This is a genomic window from Pseudomonas azotoformans (assembly GCF_900103345.1).
Taxonomy (GTDB): domain Bacteria; phylum Pseudomonadota; class Gammaproteobacteria; order Pseudomonadales; family Pseudomonadaceae; genus Aquipseudomonas; species Aquipseudomonas azotoformans.
The window spans coordinates 5,853,627-5,875,406 of the sequence record NZ_LT629702.1 but is presented as its reverse complement, the minus strand read 5'-3'; the positions used below and the strand labels follow the sequence as shown (position 1 = coordinate 5,875,406).

General features: G+C 62.2%; 20 protein-coding genes and 1 pseudogene. 14 read left to right on the top strand and 7 right to left on the bottom strand.

Annotation, left to right across the window (positions count from 1 at the left end; translation table 11 throughout):
• Positions 1–48: 48 nt before the first annotated feature.
• From BLR69_RS26630 to BLR69_RS26605, 6 genes are all read left to right on the top strand, one after another.
• Positions 49–1,581, top strand: coding sequence for an MBOAT family O-acyltransferase (locus tag BLR69_RS26630; RefSeq protein ID WP_058422924.1), 1,533 nt, complete (start codon positions 49–51; stop codon positions 1,579–1,581).
• Positions 1,582–1,592: 11 nt separating this feature from the next.
• Positions 1,593–2,765: an alginate O-acetyltransferase gene (locus tag BLR69_RS26625; protein ID WP_058422925.1), complete on the top strand. Its 1,173-nt coding sequence runs from the start codon at positions 1,593–1,595 to the stop codon at positions 2,763–2,765.
• Positions 2,766–2,781: 16 nt separating this feature from the next.
• Positions 2,782–3,438 (top strand): alginate O-acetyltransferase AlgF, encoded by a 657-nt coding sequence (locus tag BLR69_RS26620; protein ID WP_058422926.1) that lies wholly within the window; start codon positions 2,782–2,784, stop codon positions 3,436–3,438.
• A gap of 150 nt (positions 3,439–3,588) precedes the next feature.
• Complete coding sequence (locus BLR69_RS26615; RefSeq protein ID WP_071494081.1) at positions 3,589–5,040, top strand: mannose-1-phosphate guanylyltransferase/mannose-6-phosphate isomerase; 1,452 nt, start codon at positions 3,589–3,591, stop codon at positions 5,038–5,040.
• Positions 5,041–5,305: 265 nt separating this feature from the next.
• Positions 5,306–5,770, top strand: a complete 465-nt coding sequence (locus BLR69_RS26610) for a multidrug transporter (protein WP_071494082.1) — start codon at positions 5,306–5,308, stop codon at positions 5,768–5,770.
• Between the two features lie 14 nt (positions 5,771–5,784).
• Entirely contained in the window at positions 5,785–6,597 is an 813-nt protein-coding gene (locus BLR69_RS26605) for an SDR family oxidoreductase (protein ID WP_071494083.1), read from the top strand.
• Here BLR69_RS26605 and BLR69_RS26600 read toward each other — a convergent pair.
• Complete coding sequence (locus BLR69_RS26600; protein WP_071494084.1) at positions 6,594–7,451, bottom strand: LysR family transcriptional regulator; 858 nt, start codon at positions 7,449–7,451, stop codon at positions 6,594–6,596. The two genes, BLR69_RS26605 and BLR69_RS26600, sit on opposite strands and share 4 nt — an antisense overlap.
• A gap of 111 nt (positions 7,452–7,562) precedes the next feature.
• Here BLR69_RS26600 and BLR69_RS26595 point away from each other — a divergent pair, with 111 nt between their 5' ends.
• From BLR69_RS26595 to BLR69_RS26585, 3 genes are all read left to right on the top strand, one after another.
• Positions 7,563–8,747, top strand: coding sequence for an MFS transporter (locus BLR69_RS26595; protein WP_071494288.1), 1,185 nt, complete (start codon positions 7,563–7,565; stop codon positions 8,745–8,747).
• Positions 8,744–9,145 carry a DUF4440 domain-containing protein gene (locus BLR69_RS26590; protein ID WP_071494085.1) on the top strand — a complete coding sequence of 134 codons (402 nt, stop codon included), beginning with the start codon at positions 8,744–8,746 and terminating at the stop codon, positions 9,143–9,145. The genes BLR69_RS26595 and BLR69_RS26590 overlap by 4 nt, the downstream gene beginning before the upstream one ends.
• A 106-nt stretch (positions 9,146–9,251) precedes the next feature.
• Positions 9,252–10,178, top strand: a complete 927-nt coding sequence (locus tag BLR69_RS26585) for an NAD synthetase (RefSeq protein WP_071494086.1) — start codon at positions 9,252–9,254, stop codon at positions 10,176–10,178.
• Positions 10,179–10,632: 454 nt separating this feature from the next.
• Here the strand turns inward: BLR69_RS26585 and BLR69_RS26575 are convergent, their stop codons facing one another.
• The 4 genes from BLR69_RS26575 to BLR69_RS26560 are packed head-to-tail and all read right to left on the bottom strand — an operon-like array spanning position 10,633 to position 15,420.
• On the bottom strand, positions 10,633–11,496 hold the full coding sequence (locus BLR69_RS26575; RefSeq protein WP_071494087.1) for an efflux RND transporter periplasmic adaptor subunit: 864 nt from the start codon (positions 11,494–11,496) through the stop codon (positions 10,633–10,635).
• A 10-nt stretch (positions 11,497–11,506) separates the two neighbouring features.
• Complete coding sequence (locus BLR69_RS26570; protein ID WP_058422933.1) at positions 11,507–11,707, bottom strand: DUF1656 domain-containing protein; 201 nt, start codon at positions 11,705–11,707, stop codon at positions 11,507–11,509.
• Positions 11,697–13,874: an FUSC family protein gene (locus tag BLR69_RS26565; protein WP_071494088.1), complete on the bottom strand. Its 2,178-nt coding sequence runs from the start codon at positions 13,872–13,874 to the stop codon at positions 11,697–11,699. The genes BLR69_RS26570 and BLR69_RS26565 overlap by 11 nt, the downstream gene beginning before the upstream one ends.
• Before the next feature lie 10 nt (positions 13,875–13,884).
• A complete protein-coding gene (locus BLR69_RS26560; RefSeq protein WP_071494089.1) occupies positions 13,885–15,420 on the bottom strand; it encodes an efflux transporter outer membrane subunit in 1,536 nt (511 codons plus the stop codon).
• Positions 15,421–15,602: 182 nt separating this feature from the next.
• Here BLR69_RS26560 and BLR69_RS26555 point away from each other — a divergent pair, with 182 nt between their 5' ends.
• The 5 genes from BLR69_RS26555 (at position 15,603) to BLR69_RS26535 (ending at position 20,168) form a co-directional block, all read left to right on the top strand.
• On the top strand, positions 15,603–16,571 hold the full coding sequence (locus BLR69_RS26555; protein WP_058422937.1) for a LysR family transcriptional regulator: 969 nt from the start codon (positions 15,603–15,605) through the stop codon (positions 16,569–16,571).
• 213 nt (positions 16,572–16,784) lie between these two features.
• The gene (locus BLR69_RS26550) at positions 16,785–17,759 is read left to right on the top strand and encodes a 2-hydroxyacid dehydrogenase (RefSeq protein ID WP_071494090.1); all 975 of its coding nucleotides are present in this window, start codon (positions 16,785–16,787) and stop codon (positions 17,757–17,759) included.
• Between the two features lie 175 nt (positions 17,760–17,934).
• Positions 17,935–18,837, top strand: coding sequence for a chemotaxis protein CheV (locus BLR69_RS26545; protein WP_071494091.1), 903 nt, complete (start codon positions 17,935–17,937; stop codon positions 18,835–18,837).
• The gene (locus BLR69_RS26540) at positions 18,834–19,316 is read left to right on the top strand and encodes a GNAT family N-acetyltransferase (RefSeq protein ID WP_071494092.1); all 483 of its coding nucleotides are present in this window, start codon (positions 18,834–18,836) and stop codon (positions 19,314–19,316) included. The genes BLR69_RS26545 and BLR69_RS26540 overlap by 4 nt, the downstream gene beginning before the upstream one ends.
• Positions 19,317–19,424: 108 nt before the next feature.
• Entirely contained in the window at positions 19,425–20,168 is a 744-nt protein-coding gene (locus BLR69_RS26535; protein WP_071494093.1) for a YkgJ family cysteine cluster protein, read from the top strand.
• Here the strand turns inward: BLR69_RS26535 and BLR69_RS26530 are convergent.
• A complete protein-coding gene (locus BLR69_RS26530; RefSeq protein WP_371858634.1) occupies positions 20,146–21,252 on the bottom strand; it encodes a methyl-accepting chemotaxis protein in 1,107 nt (368 codons plus the stop codon). The genes BLR69_RS26535 and BLR69_RS26530 overlap by 23 nt on opposite strands.
• A gap of 195 nt (positions 21,253–21,447) precedes the next feature.
• A pseudogene (locus BLR69_RS31620) lies at positions 21,448–21,729 on the bottom strand (PAS domain-containing protein); the annotation flags it as partial.
• Positions 21,730–21,780: the final 51 nt, after the last annotated feature.

Genomic DNA, 21,780 nt, shown 5'->3' with positions numbered 1-21,780 from the left:
TGGGGGGGCTCTGGCCCTTGACTGTTGGTTAAACATGGAGAGATCGGGATGGTTTTCTCGTCCAATGTGTTCCTGTTTCTGTTCTTGCCGATCTTTCTCGGCTTGTACTACTTGAGCGGGCAACGCTATCGCAACCTGCTGCTGCTGATTGCCAGCTACGTGTTCTACGCCTGGTGGCGAGTGGACTTCCTGGCGCTGTTCGCCGCCGTGACGCTGTGGAACTACTGGATCGGCCTCAAGGTCGGTGCGGCCGGCGTGCGCACCAAGCCGGCCCAGCGCTGGCTGCTGCTCGGCGTGGCAGTCGACCTATGCATCCTCGGCTACTTCAAGTACGCCAACTTCGGCGTCGACAGCATCAACGTGATGATGAAGTCGGCGGGCCTTGAGCCGTTCATCCTGACCCACGTGCTGTTGCCGATCGGTATCTCGTTCTACATCTTCGAGTCCATCAGCTACATCATCGACGTGTACCGTGGCGATACCCCGGCGACACGCAACCTGATCGACTTTGCGGCGTTCGTGGCGATCTTCCCGCACCTGATTGCCGGCCCGGTGCTGCGTTTTCGCGACCTGGCCGATCAGTTCAACAACCGCACCCACACCCTCGATAAGTTCTCCGAGGGCTGCACGCGGTTCATGCAGGGTTTCATCAAGAAGGTCTTCATCGCCGACACCCTGGCGGTAGTGGCCGACCATTGCTTCGCCCTGCAGAACCCCACCACCGGCGATGCCTGGTTGGGCGCGCTGGCGTACACCGCACAGCTGTACTTCGACTTCTCCGGCTACAGCGACATGGCTATCGGCCTGGGCTTGATGATGGGTTTCCGCTTCATGGAAAACTTCAAGCAGCCGTATATCAGCCAGTCGATCACCGAGTTCTGGCGGCGCTGGCACATCAGCCTGTCCACCTGGCTGCGTGACTACCTGTACATCACCCTGGGCGGCAACCGTAAAGGCACGCTGACCACCTACCGCAACCTGTTCCTGACCATGCTGCTCGGTGGCCTGTGGCATGGTGCGAACATCACCTACATCGTGTGGGGCGCGTGGCACGGCATGTGGCTGGCGATTGAAAAAGCCATCGGCCTCAACACCGCGCCACGCAGCTTCAACGTCGTGCGCTGGGCCTTCACCTTCCTGCTGGTAGTGATGGGCTGGGTGATCTTCCGTGCCGAAAACCTGCACGTCGCCGGCCGTATGTACGGTGCGATGTTCAGCTTTGGCGAGTGGTCGCTGTCGGAACTCAACCGCGCCAACCTCACCGGCCTGCAAGTGGCAACCCTGGTGGTGGCCTACGCAACCCTGGCGTTCTTCGGCTTGCGCGACTTCTACACCAATCGCCCTGCCGAGAAGACCAAGCCGGCCGACCCGAGCCTGATCAAGGCCGTACCGGGCGACAACCCCGGCAGCATCCACCAGCCCGGCTTCACCGTGGGCCAGGATGCCGCTGTGCAACCGGCCTACTGGACCGCTGACTGGCCACGCTACGCCATGCGCGCTGCGGTGCTGCTGCTGTTCGTAGCGTCGATTCTCAAACTGTCGGCGCAGAGTTTCTCGCCGTTCCTTTACTTCCAATTCTGAGGGAGCCGACCATGACCCGTTCATTACGCGTCCTCTATATCGGCCTGTTCCTGGTGGTGCTGCTGGCCCTGGGCGCCTGGTCGCTGCGCAGTTTCTTCGGCTTCAGCACCAATGCCGACGCCACCGTGCTCAACGGTCGCTGGACCAAGGCGGTCGAGACCCACTACGACGACCAGTTCCCGATCAAGCGCCTGGGCACCAACCTGTGGGCGGCGCTGGACTACAAGCTGTTCAATGAAGGCCGCCCCGGCGTGGTGCTGGGCCGCGATCACTGGTTGTACAGCGACGAGGAGTTCAACCCCGCCGTCAACGAAGACCAGAACCTGGAAGGCAACTACGCGCTGGTCGAAGGCGTACGCCAGAAGCTCAAGGCCCAAGGCATCCAACTGGTGATGGCAATCGTGCCGGCCAAGGTGCGCCTGTACCCGGAACACCTGGGTGAAGTGAAACCGGCGAGCATCCACGCCAACCTCTACCAGGACTTCCACGCCCGTGTCGCTGCCGACAAGATCATCGCCCCGGACCTGCTCGGCCCGCTGCAACAGGCCAAGCTCGGCGGCAAGCAGGTGTTCCTGCGCACCGACACTCACTGGACGCCGGACGGTGCCGAGATCGCCGCCAAGCAGTTGGCCAAGACCATTGCCGCCAAGACCCCACTGAGCGGCGAGCCCCAGCGTTTTGTCACCGAGGCCGAGAGCACCACACCGCACAAAGGCGACCTGCGTCTGTTCCTGCCGCTGGACCCGCTGTTCGAAAACCTGATGCCACCGCAAGAGCCGCTGCAAAAACGTGTCACACACCTGGCCGAAACCAAAGGCGACGACGCGCTGTTCAGCGACAGCGAAACCCCGGTGGCCCTGGTGGGCACCAGCTACAGCGCCAACCCCAACTGGAACTTCGTCGGTGCCCTCAAGCAAGCCCTGGGCAGCGACGTGGTCAGCTACGCCGAAGACGGCCACGGCCCGATCCTGCCGATGCTCAGCTACCTGAAAAGCGATGACTTCAAGAACAGCCCGCCCCAGGTGCTGATCTGGGAGTTCCCTGAACGCTATCTGCCCGTAAACAACGAAATCGGTGATGCCGACCCCGCGTGGGTTGCGCAACTTAAACAAGCCGGTTCGCGCCAACAGAACATGGCTTTGAACACTCAAAAATCCGAGACGCCCGACCGGGCGCAAAACTGAAAGAGAGGTAACTCACATGACTTTCACTACAACTCCGCGTCGTCTCGCTAAAACCCTGGCCATTGCAGCCGGTTTGAGCTTCGTATCGATGTCCGCCTTCGCCGGTGGCGACGCCGCCCTGTACGGCCCTACCGCGCCAAAAGGCTCGAGCTTCGTGCGCATCTACAACGCCAGCAACCAGGAAGTCAGCGCTACCGTTGGCGCCACCAACCTGAGCGACGTGGCCCCACTGGCCAGCAGCGACTTCAGCTTCATGCCCGGCGGTGACTACAGCGCCAAGGTCGGCAGCCAGACCGTACCGGTCAAGCTCGCCCCGGACCACTACTACACCCTGGTCAACAGCGGCAGCGGCCAGCCACAGCTGATCGAAGAACCACCGTTCAAGAACAAGCAGAAGTCCCTGGTGCGCGTGCAGAACCTCAGCGACAAGGCCCTGACCCTGAAGACCGCCGATGGCAAGACCGATGTGGTCAAGTCGGTGGCAGCCAAGGGCCGTGGCGAACGTGAGATCAACCCGGTGAAAGTAAGCCTGGCGTTGTATGACGGTGACAAGAAAGTCGGCGATGTGAAGCCGGTTGCGTTGGAACGCGGTGAAGCGGCGGTGCTGTATGTGACGGGCTCCGGTTCGAGCCTCTCGCCAGTCTGGGTCAAACGCCCAGTGTCGACCCGCTGATTAGATTCTGAAATTGACGCTCCCCCTGTAGGAGCGGGCTTGCTCGCGAATGCGGTGGTTCATCAGCAGATGTGCCGACTGACACACCGCTTTCGGGAGCAAGCCCCCTCCCACAGGCTCTGACCCAAATCGATTCAAGGAGAAACCCCCATGATTCCAGTTATCCTTTCCGGTGGTAGCGGCTCACGTCTTTGGCCGCTTTCCCGTAAACAGTTCCCTAAACAATTCCTGGCCCTGACCGGTGAGCACACACTGTTCCAGCAAACCCTGGAGCGCCTGGTGTTCGAAGGCATGGACACCCCGATCGTGGTCTGCAACAAGGACCACCGCTTTATCGTCAACGAGCAACTGGCCGCACGCAAGCTGGAAAGCCAGCGCATCCTGATGGAACCGTTCGGCCGCAACACTGCGCCGGCCGTGGCCCTCACCGCGATGATGCTGGTCAACGAAGGCCGTGACGAGCTGATGTTGGTGCTGCCCGCCGACCACGTGATCGACGACCAGAAAGCCCTGCAACGCGCCCTGGCCCTGGCCACCGTGGCTGCCGAGCGTGGCGAGATGGTGCTGTTTGGCGTGCCGGCCACCCGTCCGGAAACCGGTTATGGCTACATCAAGTCCACCAACGATTCGCTGCTGCCCGAGGGCGTGAGCCGCGTCGAACAGTTCGTGGAAAAACCCAATGAAAAACGCGCCATCGAGTTCGTCAAAAGCGGCGGTTACTTCTGGAACAGCGGCATGTTCCTGTTCCGCGCCAGCCGCTTCCTCGAGGAGCTGAAAAAGCACGATCCGGACATCTACGACACCTGCCTGCTGACCCTGGAACGCAGCGAACAGGATGCCGACACCGTGTCCTTCGACGAAGCCACCTTCGCCTGCTGCCCGGACAATTCCATCGACTACGCCGTGATGGAAAAAACCCAGCGCGCCTGCGTGGTGCCACTGAGTGCCGGTTGGAGCGACGTGGGTTGCTGGGCCTCGCTGTGGGCGGTCAACGATAAAGACATCCACGGCAACGTCAGCAAAGGCGACGTGGTGATCCAGGACAGCCGCAACTGCATGATCCACGGCAACGGCAAACTGGTGTCGGTGATCGGCCTGGACAACATCGTGGTGGTGGAAACCAAGGACGCGATGATGATTGCCCACAAGGACAAGGTCCAGGGCGTCAAGCAGATGGTCAGCACCCTCAACGACCAGGGCCGCAGCGAAACCCAGAACCACTGCGAAGTCTATCGTCCGTGGGGCTCCTACGACTCGGTGGACATGGGCGGCCGCTTCCAGGTCAAGCACATCTCGGTCAAGCCGGGCGCGTGCCTGTCGCTGCAGATGCACCACCACCGCGCCGAACACTGGATCGTGGTCAGCGGCACGGCCGAAGTGACCTGTGACGAGAACGTGTTCCTGCTCACCGAGAACCAGTCCACCTACATCCCGATCGCCTCGGTGCACCGCCTGCGCAACCCGGGCAAGATCCCGCTGGAGATCATCGAAGTGCAATCGGGCAGCTACCTGGGTGAAGACGATATCGAGCGCTTCGAAGATATCTACGGTCGCTCCACACCGGTTGAACGTGGCGTGTCGGTGAAAACTATCGCGCAGTAAAACAGTCGTACAAGAAGCCCTCGCCCAGCCCATTGCGTCCCCTATCCGCAGTGGGTTGGGTGGGGGCTTTTTTCTTTGGGCTTTTGCTATGACTGTGATGGTCTCATCGGGGGCAAGCCCCCTCCCACCCTTGATCTGTGAACACATTCAACTGTGGGAGGGGGCTTGCCCCCGATGAGGCCATCACAGTCACCACAGCACTCAAGGTCGCCAATCCCACCTACGCTTAAGTTAGGATGCTCGTTCCCAATTCGAGGTGGTCTCCATGTTCTTCGGCGTTCTCCTGATCATCACCTGGCTGATCCTGCTGCTGCGCTACCCCGCCAAGGCGCTGCCCGTGTCCCTCGCCGCCGCCGTGGGCCTGGGTTTCGTGGCGATCTGGGTGGTGTGGCTGGACAATCGCGAAGCCTCGCAACTGGCCCGCCTGGAACTGCGCATCAGCTACGCCCCCCAGGAATGCCCCGCCGACCGCCCGCTGAAACTGGTCCTGAACAACGGCAACGATGTGCCCCTCACCGAGTTGCGCTGGCGCGTCGCCGCCTATGCACCGGGCGACACGGTCAACCTGGCCGACAACGTCTACGCCGCCCCCCGCTATCGCGGCCCCGGCGAGTTGCAGGCCGGGGCGACGTGGGATGACTGCTTGCCCACACCGCCGCTTCGCCCTGGCTATCGCCCGCAAACCCTGGAATTTCGTGCCGAGCACCTGCAAGGCAGTTTCTCGGACTGACAAAGGACTGACCCATGCCCAACGTACTCATCACCGGCTGCTCCAGTGGTATTGGCCGTGCCCTTGCTGACGCGTTCAAAGCCGCCGGCTACAGCGTGTGGGCCAGCGCCCGCCGCCCGGAAGATGTCGCCGCCCTTGCCGCTGCGGGCTTCAATGCGGTCGAGCTGGACGTTAACGACAGCACCGCCCTGCAACACCTGGCCGAACAGCTGGGCGATCTGGATGTGCTGGTCAACAACGCCGGATATGGCGCCATGGGGCCATTGCTCGACGGCGGCACCGAGGCGATGCAACGGCAGTTCGAAACCAATGTGTTCTCCCTCGTCGGCGTGACCCAGGCGCTGTTCCCGGCGCTGCGCAAGCGCAAAGGCCTGGTGGTGAATATCGGCAGCGTGTCCGGTGTGCTGGTGACGCCGTTCGCAGGTGCCTACTGCGCATCAAAAGCGGCCGTACATGCCTTGAGCGATGCCCTGCGCATGGAACTCGCGCCGTTTGGCGTGCGGGTCATGGAAGTGCAGCCGGGTGCGATCAACACAAGCTTCGCCAAAAATGCCGGTGCCCAGGCCGAACTGTTGATCAACGAGCAATCGCCCTGGTGGCCATTGCGCGACGGCATTCGCGCACGCAGCCAGGCGTCACAGGACAAGCCGACCCCCGCCAGCGAGTTTGCAGCGGATGTACTCAAAGCCGTGCAACAGTCGCAACCGCCGCGCCTGTTGCGTTCGGGCAACGGCAGCCGCGCGTTGCCGCTGATGGCAGCGCTGTTGCCCAAGGGGTTGCTGGAGAAGGTGTTGATGAAACGTTTTGGTTTGAGCGGCTCACTCTAGGCCTTCATGAAATCAATAAACGCCCGCACCTTCAGCGGCAAATGCCGGGTATCCGGATACATCGCGTAAACCCCTTGCGGGGCGAAACGATGGCCCGGCAACAGGCGCACCAACCTCCCGCTGTCCAGATCGTCCTGCACCAACCACTGCGGCAACACCGCCACGCCATGCCCGCGTATGGCGAAGGCTTGCAGGACCGCCGCGCTATCGGCCACCAGCGAGGCGTTGCCGGGACGGTACTGATGTTGGCCGCCTTCGGGGTCGGTCACGCTTAACTCAGTCAGGCGGCCATGTCCCAATTTGGGCAACGGCTCCAGCGCTTCCAGCGTGTCAGCCCCGGCAAACGCGGGTGCCGCCACGGCGAACACGTCGAACGTCGACAACTGCACCGCGCGGTGATTGGAGTCCAGCAAGCGTCCCAACCGAATCGCCACGTCGAAACGCTCGGAGATCAGGTCCGCGTGAGTGGAGGATGTGGATAAGTGAATGTCCAGGTCCGGATGCAGGCGGCGGAAGGCTTCAACCGCCGGCGCGACCACGGCCAACGCGTATTCGACGGTGGTGGTGATGCGCAACGTACCTTTGAGTTGGGCATGCTCCGAGCGTGCTTCTTCCACCGCTAGCCGGGCTTCTTCGAGCATGCGCGTGCAACGCAGGTAGAAGCGCTCGCCAGCATCGGTCAGCGACAGTTGGCGGGTGTTGCGGGTCAACAGGGTGACGCCGAGCTCCGCCTCCAGGCGCTTGAGGTTAAAACTGACCACGGCACGGGTCTGTCCCAGCAGCTCGGCGGCCGCCGTGAGCGAGCCGGCCTCGACCACGGCCTTGAAGGTGTCGAATCGGTCCAGGCTGACCATCGGTTGCAGACCTCTTTGTCAAAATATTTTTGACAAACTAGCAGGCAAACCCGCGTAGCCCAAATGGTGCGTGCGGCCTACCCTGCCCGCTTCATTCGCAGGATTGCGTTCATGACCTACCGCTCGAAAGTGGCCTGGATCTTTTTGCTGGGCTTCGCCCTGGACCTGGTGAACATGTTTGTCGCCACCGTCGCCTACCCGGACATTGCCCGCGAACTGCACGCCTCGGTCACGCAACTGGCCTGGATCAGCAATGCCTATCTGCTTGGTTTGACGGTGATCATCCCGTTCAGTGTGTGGCTGGCCGCAGTGGTAGGTGAGCGAACACTGATCGCGGCCAGCCTGCTGCTGTTCGCCGGAGCCTCGGTGATGGTGGGCCAGGCGAGTACGATTGAAACGCTGATCGGCTGGCGTGCCTTGCAGGGGCTGGGTGGCGGCTTGCTGATCCCGGTGGGGCAAGCCATGGCTTACCGACACTTCCCTGCGACTGAGCGCAGCCAACTGACAGCGCGGGTCATGTCGGTGGCGTTGCTGGTCCCGGCACTCTCCCCGGCGCTGGGCGGGCTGCTGGTCGACAGCGTGTCGTGGCGCTGGATCTTCCACGCCAACCTGCCCCTGGCGTTGATCACCCTGCTGCTGGCAGTGCTGTGGATAAAACCCGACGCGCCTGCGCCTGTCCGCCCCGCCCTGGACGTGGGGCGTATTTTCAAACAGGCCCACAACCCGATGCTGCGCACTGCGATGCTGATCTACCTGTGCGTTCCCGGTATTTTTATCGGCGCCAGCCTGATCGCCCTTCTCTACCTGCGTGGCCTCGGCTACGACGCGAGCCAGACCGGCGCACTGATGCTGCCCTGGGCGCTGGCGTCGGCGCTGGCGATTTTCCTCAGCAAGAAACTGTTCAATCGCTGTGGGCCGAAGCCGTTGCTGCTGGCGGGGATGGCGCTGCAATGCGTCGGCATCCTGTTGCTCAATACGCCTGCGCTGATCGTGCCAGCCTATCTGCTGATGGGGTTGGGCGGCAGCCTGTGCAGCAGCACCGCGCAGACCCTGGCCTTTCTCGACATCCCTGCTGAACGCATGGGTCACGCCAGCGCCTTGTGGAATATCAATCGCCAAGTCAGCTTCTGCCTGGGCGCCGCTGCACTGAGTGCGCTGTTGTCAGCCTTGGATTCCTTCGCCATAACCTTCACGATGGCGGCAGCCCTGACCCTGCTGCCTCTTTTGGCGGTGCTGCGCCTGGATGCGTCCAGGCTCCGTGCACTGCTTCACCCTGCCAGCGAGCCCGACCGATGATCGACTACAGCGATTTTTTTGAAGAAGTGATCCAGACCCACGTCGAGATCGAGCAATGGTTTGCCGGTGTCGCCCCCGAAGGCACCTTGCAGACGTTGCTCGCCCGCTTTTCGCCGGCGTTCAGCATGATCGCCCCCGCTACCGGCGCCCGGGTGAATGCGGCCGGGGTCAATGCACTGTTCACGCGTTTGGGCGGCATGCGCCCAGGGTTGAAGATCACCTTGAGCGAGATGGCCGGGATCGACCGGCATGCCCGTGGGGCGACAGTGACTTACCGTGAACATCAGGTGGATGCCAGCGGCACGCAGACGGATCGCCGCGCTACGGTGGTGTTTGAGAAGCAGGCCAGTGGCGCGCTGTTGTGGCGCCATTTGCATGAAACGTTTATCGCGCAATGACATAGCGACTCAGGCAGCGTCCTACAAAAAACAGCGAACGGCCTGACATCACTACAAGGAAACAATCCCCAGGCTCTTTCACCTCTGTCGACTCACAGGTGAAAGGATGCCCAGGGATTTTCTACAAAGCGGTGTGCCGCAAGCGCACACCACCACGCGCCAGCGCCTGACCAGCCTGCTGGATCTGCCCAAACTCTATCGAACCCTAGACGCCGACCCGGCCATCGTCGGGGCGGGAGTGGTGCATATCGGCAGTGATTATCAGGTGACGGTGCTGCGTGAGTTTGTACCGCTGTGCAGTATCCGACCCAAGCGCGTGATTTTGCGAGAAATGGCGGGGCCGATCAGGGCGGCAGAAGAATATGCGCAGCTGGCGGCCAGTTCGGCGCGGGAGTCGCAGGTGTGGAAAGAGGCATCGGGAGTCGTGAGTTCCTGCGGCGGGGCTGTAATAGGCATCATAATTGCGAAGGCAGGAATCGCGGCGGCACCGTTCAGCGCAGGTACCAGTCTTGCTTTGTCCTACGTTGCTTTGGCCGGCACGGCTGCCAGCGGCGTGCAGTGCCTCAACAGTCTATGGCGGACCTACAATGAGTTCGTCAACCCCGCCGAGAACGACTACTACGACTCGTTAGGTTGGTACCAGGCAATGACCGTCGCTCTAGACGGAATCTCACTCGTCGGTGCGGGAAGCACTACGTTTGCCACGGTAAAAACGATTATGGCGATCAAACATTCGACGGGGCGCGAAGTCACTGATGTCTTGAGGCATATGAGTCGTCAGGAACGCGCAAAGCTAACCACCGAAGTATTACGCCTGAAAAACCCTCGTCACCCCAGTGCAATGGTTCGCCTGAAACAGTTGTCTGGGCAGCTGCCCAGACGCTTCAGCAATTCCCAGATACGCCTAAGCATCATGACTCAGATCCAAGACCAAATCGGCGCCACTTTGGCTGTCGCGGGCAGCACTCTATCCGGAAACGTCAATCACGTGATCGTTGCACTCTACGAGGAGTTCGACAGCCATGAAATATAGCGTCGACCCCTTTCGGGAGTATCTAATTTGGCGACGTTATGCGTACCGTTTTTTACCGGTATGGGGTGGCGCCTTACTGCTTTGCTTGAATACGATTGCCGGCAACATGACGCATAGCCTCTCGTACTACGCAGCGCTCTATCATCTATCGACCGAGTATTCTTTCGGAACCGGCGTAGCACTCTGCTTGATCGTCTACCTGGGCCAAGCGATGTTGTGGGAAGGATCCCGTCATGCATTTCGAGTACTTTTACCTGTGATCATCGCGAATATCTTGCTCTCGATCGCCTATCTACAAAACAACCCTGTGACATTGCTCAACCTATTGCCGCTATTCTCGGCTCTGCTTTACATCTTGGTTCTCAACTCAAAAAGACATCGCCGGTTTACCAGCATCTTGAGAGTGAAACGCCGTCGCAAAGTGAGGACCAACGCACTCTTTCAATAGCCGACCTCAACCTCCCGACAACTCCCGCACAATCACCGTGCACGTAATCCCCGCCGCCAACAACACCCCATCCGGCACTTCATCAATGTGAATCCGCACCGGCACCCGCTGGGCCAGGCGCACCCAGTTGAAGGTCGGGTTCACATCGGCAATCAACTCGCGGCTCTCGGGGTTGTCGCGGTCGTAGATGCCGCGCGAGATGCTTTCCACATGGCCCTTTAACGTCTCGCCGCTCATCAACTGCATATCGGCTTTGTCACCGACTTTCACACGGGGCAATTTGGTTTCTTCGAAGAAGCCGTAGACCCAGAACGAGTTCATATCCACCACGGCCATCTTCGCCTCGCCAATGCGTGCGTAGTCACCACGGTGCACATTGAGGTTGGTGACATAGCCATCCACCGCCGCTAGCACTTGGGTGCGTTTCAGGTTCAGCTCAGCGGCTTCCAGTTGCGCCTGCGCGTGCTGGTAATCGGCCAATGCCGAGTCGGCGATGTTGCTGGCGTCGTCGCGGTTTTCTTTCGAAATCACCAGCGCATCCAGGTCCGCCCGGCGATGGGCGTTGACCTTGCGCATTTCCCAGGTGGCTTTGCGCGACGCGACCAGGGACTGCGCCTGCTTGACCGCAATGCGGTAGTGCTCGGGGTCGATCTGCATCAGCAGGTCGCCTTTTTTGACAAGTTGGTTGTCACGCACCGGCACGTCGACCACTTCGCCGGTGACGTCGGCCGCCACGTTGATGATGTCGGCGCGCACACGGCCGTCGCGGGTCCACGGGGTTTCCATGTAATGCACCCACAGCGTGCGGCCTATCCAGATCGCCAGGGCCAGTACCAGCAAGGTCGCGAGCAGGCTGAAAAACTTTTTCATCGGGGCATTCTCAACGGTAGACGGTCAGCGCCAGGGCGCCGAACAGGCAGACGAACAGGCTCAGGCGCAGCAACGCCGGGTGCCAGAAAAAACGGTACAGGTCGAACCCGGCCAGGAAGCGATCCACACCCCAGGCCAGCCCCGCCGCGATCAGGAACATCAGGGTCATGGTCGGCATGTAGATGCCGTGGAAGGCGATTTCACGGGGCATGCGCAGCTCCTTTAAAGGCAGCGAGTGGCGATTGCGGGTCGAGCAATGAAGTGCGGATAAAGTGCAGGTAGCTTTTCACCCGGCGCAGGGCCGAGGTGTCGAAGTGCGGGGCGAAGGGTTCGTCGGTGGCCTGCACGCGGCTGATCGCATGGTCGACGGCAATCAGGCCGCGCTCCAGGTTGCTCGCGCTGGGTTGCAGGAACAGCCGCACTAGCGAACGCCCCATCACGCGGATCGCCTGGCGCCACGGCTGGGACTCGGCATACGCCGGGTGCACCGGCAGGATCGCCTGTTCCTTGCGCAACTCGATGATCGCGTGGCCGACTTCCAGCACCACGAACATCCAGCGCAGCAGGTCGCGTTGCACTTGCGGCTGGCCGACGGCAAGGCCGTAGGCCTGGTGCAGCAGGTCGCGGGTGCGGCTTTCGAAGCTCGAAGCCAGGCCCTTGAGCTTGCCGCTGATCGCATACACCACCTGTTCGCGCAGGTCCTGCTCCAGGCGGCGCCACAACCAGCGGCTGTTGGGCGGCAGGATGATCGCCCCGGCCGCCGCGCACACCAGCATGCCGATGATCATGGCGATGTAGTCGTTGATGAAGGTGTAGGGGTTGTAGACCGTGAGGTTGTCCGGCACCGAGCCGGTGCTGAAAAAGATCAACAGGCCCACCCCGACGCCCGCGTATTGCGGGCGTGAGGCGAGGAACGCGCCGAAGATGATCACCGGCGCGAGCATCACGCACAGCAGCGGGAAGCCGTCGATCCAGGGGAACACGAAGAACATTTCGACAAAGCCCACCAACGCACCGATCAAGGTGCCGCAGGCCATCTGGAACGCCATGCGTTTCGGGTTCGGCGTGGCGGCGGACAGGCCCACGGTGGCGGCGGCAATCAAAGTCATGGTGGCGCCGCTGGGCCACGCGGTGGCCACCCAATAGCTGCCGAGCACAATCAAGATAAACGACGCGCGAATCCCCGACGCGGCGCAGGCCAGCCAGTTGGTTTTCGGGATAAAGGTTTCGTCCCACTGCTCACGCGCATGGCTGTGATCGGCCAGGGAGGCATGGGTTTGCGCATAATTGTGCAGGTCGTCGACGAAACGGTAGAGCAACTCGTAGGCGGTGTGGAAATCCAGCTGCTCGGCTTCGGTGGGGTCGCCTTCCTGAAAGGCCGCGCGCAGGCTGCGGACCTTGGCGGGTAAAGCGTCCTTGTAGGCACTCAGTTGATTGACCAGGCTCGCCGCGTCGGGGCTGGTGAGCGCTCGACCCGAGAAACCATCGAGCACTTCGGCGAGGTCTTGCAGGCCGGGTTTGATCGCGGCGACAACGTGGTCGGCGGCATCGGTGCGCAGCCGTTCAAGCAACTGGTGCAAGGCATTGAAGCGCGTGGTGAGGCTCATGAACTCGCTGTTGAGGCGACTGAGCCGACCATTGCGCCGCCGCATGTGCGGGTCTTCAAACACCGTGACACTGCGCAGCCCTTCCAGGCCCACGGCTTCGGCAATAAACCGCACGTTGCTGGCCTCGAATCCTTCGCGCTGGCTGCGCCCGCGCAGGCCATCGGTAACGAACAGCGCGAACACGCCAAAGCGTTGATACAAGGCATTGCGCATGGCGGCGCTGGAGGTTTGCGGCAGGATCGCGGCGCTGACCAGCGTGGCGCACAGGATCCCCAGGGAGATTTCCAACACCCGCCACACCGCCGCCATAAAGGCACCCTCCGGATGCGCCAGCGCAGGCAAACCGACCATCGCCGCCGTGTAGCCGGCCAGCACAAAACCGTAGGCGCGGAAGTTGCGATTGCGCGTGGCACCAGCGGTGCAAATACCTACCCAAATCGCCAAGGCACCGAGGAACAACTCGGTGTTCTGCGCAAACAAGGCGATCAACAGCACCATCACCGCCGACCCCGCCAGGGTGCCGAGGAAGCGATAGAAGCTCTTGGCAAATACCTGGCCGCTCTGCGCTTGCATCACGATAAACACCGTGATCATCGCCGTGCGCGGTTGCGGCAATTCCAGGCGCATGGCCAACCACAGCGTGAGGAACGCGGCGACCAGCACCTTGAAGATATACACCCAGGTCACGCCGTCGCTGCGTACCCAGTCGAAAAAACCACGGCGCCACTCAAGGGCATGCAGCCAGCGCAGCGGTGCAGGCAAGGGAGTCATCAAATCCTACTCAGTGATCGAACACGGCCAATGCCGCTGGGGTCTTGCTCGGGAGGGTCTTGGTGTCTTGCGGTGCGTCGCTGCCGGCACCGAGGCCGCCGCCCAGGGCGGTGACCAGTTCGGCGTGGGCACTCAAGCGGGCGGCCTGCACCTGTTGCTGCACCTGTTGCTGGCGGAACAGCAACGTCTGCGCATTCAGCACATTGAGGTAGTCGGTGAGGCCGCGCTGGTAGGCGATCATCGCGATGTCATAGGTTTTCTGCGCCGAAGCCACCGACTGCGCGGCGAAGGACGCTTGTTTGTCCATGGACGCGCGACGGATCAACTGGTCGCTGATGCCCTTGAGCGCGTTGACCAATGTCTGGTTGTACTTGGCGACCGCGATGTCATAACCGGCGCTGGCTTCACCCAGTTCCGCACGCAGGCGCCCGCCGTCAAAGATCGGCAGAGTGATCGCCGGACCGACGTTGTAATTGAATTTCTTGCCCGCCAGGAACTCCAGCATGCCGCCACCGGTGGCCATGTAGCCGAGGCTGCCGACCAGGTCCACGTTGGGATAAAAACCGGCGTGGGCCACATCGATGCCACGGGCCTGGGCCGCGACTTGCCAGCGGCTGGCGACCACATCCGGGCGCTGGCCGAGCAATTGCGCCGGCAGGCTCGATGGCAGCTTCAAGGGTGCGGCGAGGGACAGGCTCGGGCGTTGCAATTGCGCGCCCTCACCCGGACCTTTGCCCGCCAGGGCCGCCAGTTGGTTACGGCTCAGGGCGATTTCTTCGTCCAAGGCATCCAGTTGGCGGTGGGTTTCCGGCAACGGGGTTTCAGCCTGGCTCACATCGAAGTGGGTGCCGATGCCCGCGTCCAGGCGTTTGTTGGCCAGGTCGAGAATCTGCTGTTGTTGCGCCAGTGTCGCCGCGACGATATCGCGGTTGGCGTACTGCAACGACAGCTGGATATAGGCGCGCACCACATTGTTCTGCAATTCGAGCTGGGCCTGGCGCGCCTCGGCGGCGCTCATGTGCGCCAGGTCAACGGCACGCTCGGTGGCATTGCTTTCACGGCCCCACAGGTCGAGGGCGTAGCTCAGGCCCAGGGACGCATTGTTGTCCCAGGTGTTGGCACCGCTCAGCTCGCCGGGGCCATAGAACTGATCCTTGGGCCAGTTATGGCGCTTGAGGGTGGTGTCGCCGTTGATGTGCAATGACTCGGCCGACTCGGCAACCCCGGCCATGGCCCGCGCTTCACGCACCCGCGCAGCGGCCATGGCCAGGCTCGGGCTGTGTTGGGTCGCGAGGTCGACCCAGCGGTTCAATTGGGGATCGCCGAAGGCTTGCCACCAGTGTGCGGTGGGCCAGTGGGCGTCGTGTGCGGCGCTCTGGATAGCGTCGTCGGTGGCCAGGTTATTGGCGTTCAGGGACTGGCCTTGTGGGGCGATTCCTCCGGTTCCGATGCAGCCGCTGATTGCTAACGATAAGGCCCAAACACTGAGAGCCTTCAGCCCTCTGTCAATGAGAGTCTTCAGCTCTCTGCTGATGCGACGCGGCACGGCAAGCGACTTCCTGAGGTGGTGGTGCGGGGTAGGTGGCGCAATTCTAGGGGGCGATATGAAGGACGATAAGCTGGTATTCCTGTGAATCTTTGTTACCGTTCAGGCGATAATCCGTTGGTAGGGATCACTGGACGGCGTAACTTTCTGTCACAATTTGTTATCTCCCCTGAGAACACTCCATGGACACTTTGCAAAACATGCGCGCCTTCAGTTGCGTGGCCGAAGCCGGCAGCTTCACCGCCGCCGCCGTGCAACTGGATACCACCACTGCCAACGTGTCGCGCGCGGTCTCCAACCTTGAGGCCCATCTGCAAACCCGCTTGCTCAACCGCACCACTCGGCGCATTGCACTGACCGAGGCGGGTAAACGTTACCTGCTGCGCTGCGAACAGATCCTGGCCTACGTCGAAGAAGCCGAAGCCGAGGCCAGTGATGCCCACGCACGCCCCGCCGGGCAGTTGAAAGTGCACACCATGACCGGCATCGGCCAGCATTTCGTCATCGACGCCATCGCCCGCTATCGCCGCACCCATCCGGACGTGACCTTCGACCTGACCCTGGCCAACCGCGTGCCGGACCTGCTCGACGAAGGCTATGACGTGTCCATCGTGCTGGCCAGCGAACTGCCGGACTCGGGCTTTGTGTCCCAGCGCCTGGGCATCACCTACAGCATCGCCTGTGCCTCGCCGGACTACGTCAAGGCCAAGGGCTGCGCCCATCGCCCCAATGACCTGCTCAACCATGCCTGCCTGCGCCTGGTCAGCCCGGTGATCCAGCTCGACAAGTGGACCTTCAACGGCCCCGAAGGCCAGGAAAGCGTGGCGATCAACACTTCGCCGTTCCTGGTGAACTCGGCGGATGCGATGAAAACCGCGATCACCAGCGGCATGGGCATTGGCCTGTTGCCGGTGTACGCGGCGATCGAAGGCCTGCGCAACGGCACCCTGGTGCGGGTCATGCCCAACTACCGCTCCCAGGAGTTGAACCTGTACGCCATCTACCCCTCGCGCCAGTACCTGGATGCGAAGATCAAGACCTGGGTGGAATACCTGCGCGGCTCGTTGCCGGAGATTCTGGCGGCGCACCAGGCGGAGCTGGTGGCGTATGAATTGAGTGGCAGCCTGAGCGGTGCGCGCCTGGCGAACTGATCTCTCCCAGGTGTTACAGATCAAATGTGGGAGGGGGCTTGCCCCCGATAGCGGTGCGTCAGTCACCCGATGTGTTGACCGATCCACTGCCATCGGGGGCAAGCCCCCTCCCACATTTTTCTCTGCCCACTTTAGGTCTGCCGTCCCCTGACAACAGTGGCAAGGAATGTTAGCGTGCTTGGCATTCTCCCGTAGTCGATGAGCCCGCCTGCAATGAAAAAGACTGTCCTCGCCTTCAGCCGCGTCACCCCGGCAATGATCGAACGCCTGCAACAGGATTTCGAAGTGATCGCGCCCAACCCCAAGCTGGGCGACATCAATGCTCAATTCAATGAAGCCCTGCCCCACGCCCACGGCCTGATTGGCGTGGGTCGCAAGCTGGGCCGCGAGCAGTTGCAGGGCGCGAGCAAGCTGGAAGTGGTGTCCAGCGTGTCGGTGGGCTACGACAACTACGACGTGGCGTACTTCAACGAACGCGGGATCATGCTCACCAACACCCCGGATGTACTCACCGAAAGCACCGCCGACCTGGCCTTTGCCCTGCTGATGAGCAGCGCTCGCCGGGTGGCCGAACTGGATGCCTGGACCAAGGCCGGCCAGTGGAAAGCCAGTGTCGGCGCGCCGTTGTTCGGTTGCGATGTGCACGGCAAGACCCTGGGTATCGTCGGCATGGGCAATATCGGCGCGGCGGTGGCGCGGCGCGGACGACTGGGTTTCAACATGCCGATCCTGTACAGCGGCAACAGCCGCAAGCCGGCGCTGGAGCAGGAACTGGGCGCGCAGTTCCGCAGCCTGGACGCGCTGCTGGCCGAGGCTGATTTCGTGTGCCTGGTGGTGCCGTTGAGCGACAAGACCCGGCACCTGATCAGCACCCGCGAGCTGGGGCTGATGAAGTCCAGCGCGATCCTGATCAATATTTCCCGCGGCCCGGTGGTGGATGAACCCGCACTGATCGAAGCCCTGCAAAGCCAGGGTATCCGTGGCGCCGGGCTGGATGTGTATGAACAGGAGCCGCTGGCCGAATCGCCGCTGTTCCAACTGAGCAATGCCGTGACCCTGCCGCATATCGGCTCGGCCACCCATGAAACCCGCGAAGCCATGGCCAACCGCGCCCTGGACAACCTGCGCAGCGCGCTGCTGGGCCAACGCCCGCAGGACCTGGTGAACCCGCAAGTCTGGAAACACTGAACAGCCCCCCTCTGTAGGGGCGAGCTTGCTCGCGAAGAACGTCAACGATAATGCGTGCATCCTGGATACACGCGGCGCCCTTGAGTTTTTCGCGAGCAAGCTCGCTCCTACAGTTTTTGGCGTGCTCGTCGATAACTCTGTATAGATCGTCATCCCTGATCCACAGAAGGTTTTTATGTCCACCACCAAAGCCCGCGCAGACTCACTCTCGCTTCTGCTCTTTACCTTGCGCAGCGGCAAGCTGATGGCGATCAACCTGCTGAAAGTCAGCGAAATCATCCCGTGCCCGCCGCTGACCAAGCTGCCGGAGTCCCACCCGCATGTGAAAGGCATCGCCACCCTGCGCGGCAATTCGCTGGCGGTGATCGACCTGAGCCGCGCCCTCGGCGAAATGCCCCTGGCAGACCCGGACGGCGGCTGCCTGATCGTCACCGACGTGAGCCGTTCCAAGCAGGGTTTGCATGTGCAGGCGGTGAGCAAGATCGTGCATTGCCTGACCACCGACATCCGCCCGCCGCCCTATGGCTCCGGCGGTAACCGCGCGTTCATCACCGGGGTGACCCAGGTGGAAGGCGGGCTGGTGCAGGTGCTGGACATCGAGAAAGTCATCCACGGCATCGCACCGGCACCGATCGAAGCGGCGCCCACCGACTTGACCATGGAAGAGGCCGAAGTGCTGGGCAATGCGCGCATCCTGGTGGTGGACGACAGCCAGGTCGCGCTGCAGCAATCGGTGCATACCCTGCGCAACCTTGGCCTCACGTGCCACACCGCGCGCAGCGCCAAGGAAGCCATCGATGTGCTGCTGGAGCTGCAAGGCACGGCGGAGCAGATCAATGTGGTGGTGTCGGACATCGAGATGTCGGAAATGGACGGCTACGCCCTCACCCGCACCCTGCGCGAAACCCCGGATTTCCAGCACCTCTATATTTTGCTGCACACCTCCCTGGACAGCGCGATGAACAGCGAAAAAGCCCGTCTGGCCGGCGCCGACGCGGTGCTCACCAAGTTCTCTTCGCCCGAGTTGACCAAGTGCCTGGTGGTGGCCGCTCAAAGCGTGGCGCAAAAAGGCCTGTGAGCGAATACTTCCAACTGCTGCGCCGCGACCTCACCGGCAGCCTGCCCGCCCCGCAATGGCCGGCGGGTACACAGTTGGATCATTACCATGACGCGCTTGCACCCGCGATTCATGCGGTGTTGCGCATGACCCAGGACCAGGGCGGCGGCCGCGTCCCCCACCTGGAAACCTGGCAACACCAATTCACCACCGACGCCGAGTTCGACCCCACGCTGTGCCTGGTGGCGAGCAACCACGACGGCATTCTCGCCGTTGCGCAATGCTGGACCAGCGCGTTCATCAAGAACCTCTCCGTTCACCCTTGCGCCCAGGGCCAGGGCTTGGGCCGCGCGTTGTTGCTGCACAGCTTCCACACCTTCAAGCAGCGCGGCGAGCCCTATGTGGACCTCAAGGTATTGGAAAGCAACCTGCGCGCTCGGCAGCTGTATGAGAGCGCAGGCATGAGATTTGTCCTACGCGATGTAGTGACAGAGGACTGACAGGCACTGGCGTGTAACTTGCTTCCAGAGAGACAAAACGGTGAACAGAGGTAAAAACCCGTCACCGTTCTTGCGTGCCCTCTGACCTAGCCTGGTGACAGATCTGCCATGAACACTCAATTTTCCTGCGTAGGTTGCGGCAAATGCTGCTCCGATCATCACGTCCCCCTGACCCTCGAAGAAGCCCGCCAGTGGGCGGCCAACGGCGGCAACGTCATCGTCCTGGTGGAAGGTTTCCTCGGTAACGGCCTGGGCCTGCCGCCGCAACAACGCGAACATGCCGAACGCCGTTCGGTGGTCGTGCCCAGCGGCAACACCGAGGCGTTTGTGGCAATCACCTTTGCCGCCTACAACGCCGGCCCCTGCCGGAATCTTGACGAAGACAACCGCTGCCGTATTTACGAGCGCCGCCCGCTGGTGTGCCGCATCTACCCGATGGAGATCAACCCGCATATCCCGCTGAACCCCGCCGCCAAGGATTGCCCGCCGGAGTCCTGGGAACAGGGGCCGGAGCTGATCGTGGGCGGCCAGTTGATGGACCCGGAACTGGCGCAGTTGATCCAGCGCTCACGCCAGGCCGACCGTGATGATGTGCAGACCAAGGAAGCGGTGTGCGCCTTGCTCGGCATTCGCACCACAGCACTCAAGGGGGATGGGTTTACCGCTTACCTGCCGGACATGGGCGCGTTTGCCCAAGCGATCGAGTTGGCGATGGGTCAGCCGTCCGTGGCCAACGAGTGGGTGTTCCATGTCTCGGGGATGGACATCGCCGAGCAAGTGCTGGATGCCGGGGCGCAGATTGCCACCGAGGTGCCGGCCAACTACGCGTTTATCTCGTTGCGCTCGGCCTAGACCAGAATTCCCGCGCCAGCTGGCGCAGATCCTCCGCCAGTGAGGCCACGTCGCTTGAACTGAGCCGGCTTTGCTGCCCGGCACTGACGGTGGCCTCCCCGGCATCACGGATGCCGACGATGTTGCGATTGATGTCCTCGCTCACCGTGCTCTGTTCTTCCACGGCGGTCGCAATCTGCTGGCTCATGGCAGTGATTTGCGTGACGCGCTGGCTGATGCCATCCAGCGCGGCGGCGGCCCGCTGGGCCTGTTTGACACTGGCGTCGACATGCTCGCCGCTGTGCGCCATGGCCTGCACCGCGTCCCGTGCGCCGCCTTGCAGGGTGCTGATCATGCGCTGGATTTCATCGGTCGATTGCTGTGTACGCTGGGCCAGGCCACGCACTTCATCGGCCACCACCGCAAACCCTCGACCCTGCTCACCGGCCCGAGCCGCTTCGATAGCCGCGTTCAGGGCCAGCAGGTTAGTCTGCTCGGCAATCGTGCGGATCACTTCCAGCACGCCGCTGATTTCACCGCTGTGGTTTTCCAACTGGTGGATGACTTCAGTGGCCCGCGCCAGCTCCTGGGACAAGCGCAACACCGCATCACGACTTTCATCCACACGCAGGTGACCTTCACGGGTTTCGTTGCCGGCCTGCTCGGCCGCCCTGGACGCCTGCTGGGCATGGTTGGCCATTTCGGCCACGCTGACGGCCATCTGGTGAATGGCTGCTGCCACCTGGTCGGTCCGGGTCTGCTGGCCCAGGCTGCTGGCGTGACTGCTGTCGAGGTGCTGCACCAACCGTGCAGCGTGACCAGACAGTCGCTGTGAGGCATCACCGATGCGCCCGACCACCGCGCCCACCTGGGCTTCGAGCATGTGCAGGGCGAACTCGATCTGCCCGCACTCGTCGCGGCGCCCGGTGTAGATCGCCTGGCTCAGCGGGTTGTCGGCCACCCGGCGCGCCCGCTGTTGCAGTTCAGCCAAGGGCCGCAACATCAGCCGCACGCCAGCCGCCCCCACCGCACACCCCGCCACCAACGCCAGTAACTGCCAGACCAGCGCGTAACCCGTCAGGCCCAGGCCCAAGGCCCAGGTCACCGCGCAAGTGGCGATGACCCATGCCGACAGTTTCACGCCCATGCCAACGACCGGCCAGGACAGCCGCTTGCCCGCTCGCAAGCGCGCATACATCCGCTCCGCCACTGCGATCCTGCGCGCGTCCGGCTTGGTACGCACCGACTGATACTCCACCGTCGCGCCCTCTCGGGTCACCGGTGTGGCATACGCGCTGACCCAATAGTGGTCACCGTTTTTGCAGCGGTTTTTCACCATGCCCATCCACGACCGGCCGCTCTTGAGGGTTTGCCACATATGGGCGAACGCCTCGGCTGGCATGTCCGGATGCCGCAGGATGTTGTGCGGCGCACCCAGCAACTCGTCGCGGCTGTAGCCGCTGATATCGATGAAGTCCTGGTTGGCGTAGGAAATCGCGCTGGTCAGGTCGGTGGTCGAAAGGATGTTGGCGTCGGGGGCAAAGTCCACATTCCGACCGGTGACCGGCAGATTGATCTTCATGGAGAAGCGCGCTCGTGATTGTTAGGGGAGTCGGCAGGGCGTCGACTCTAA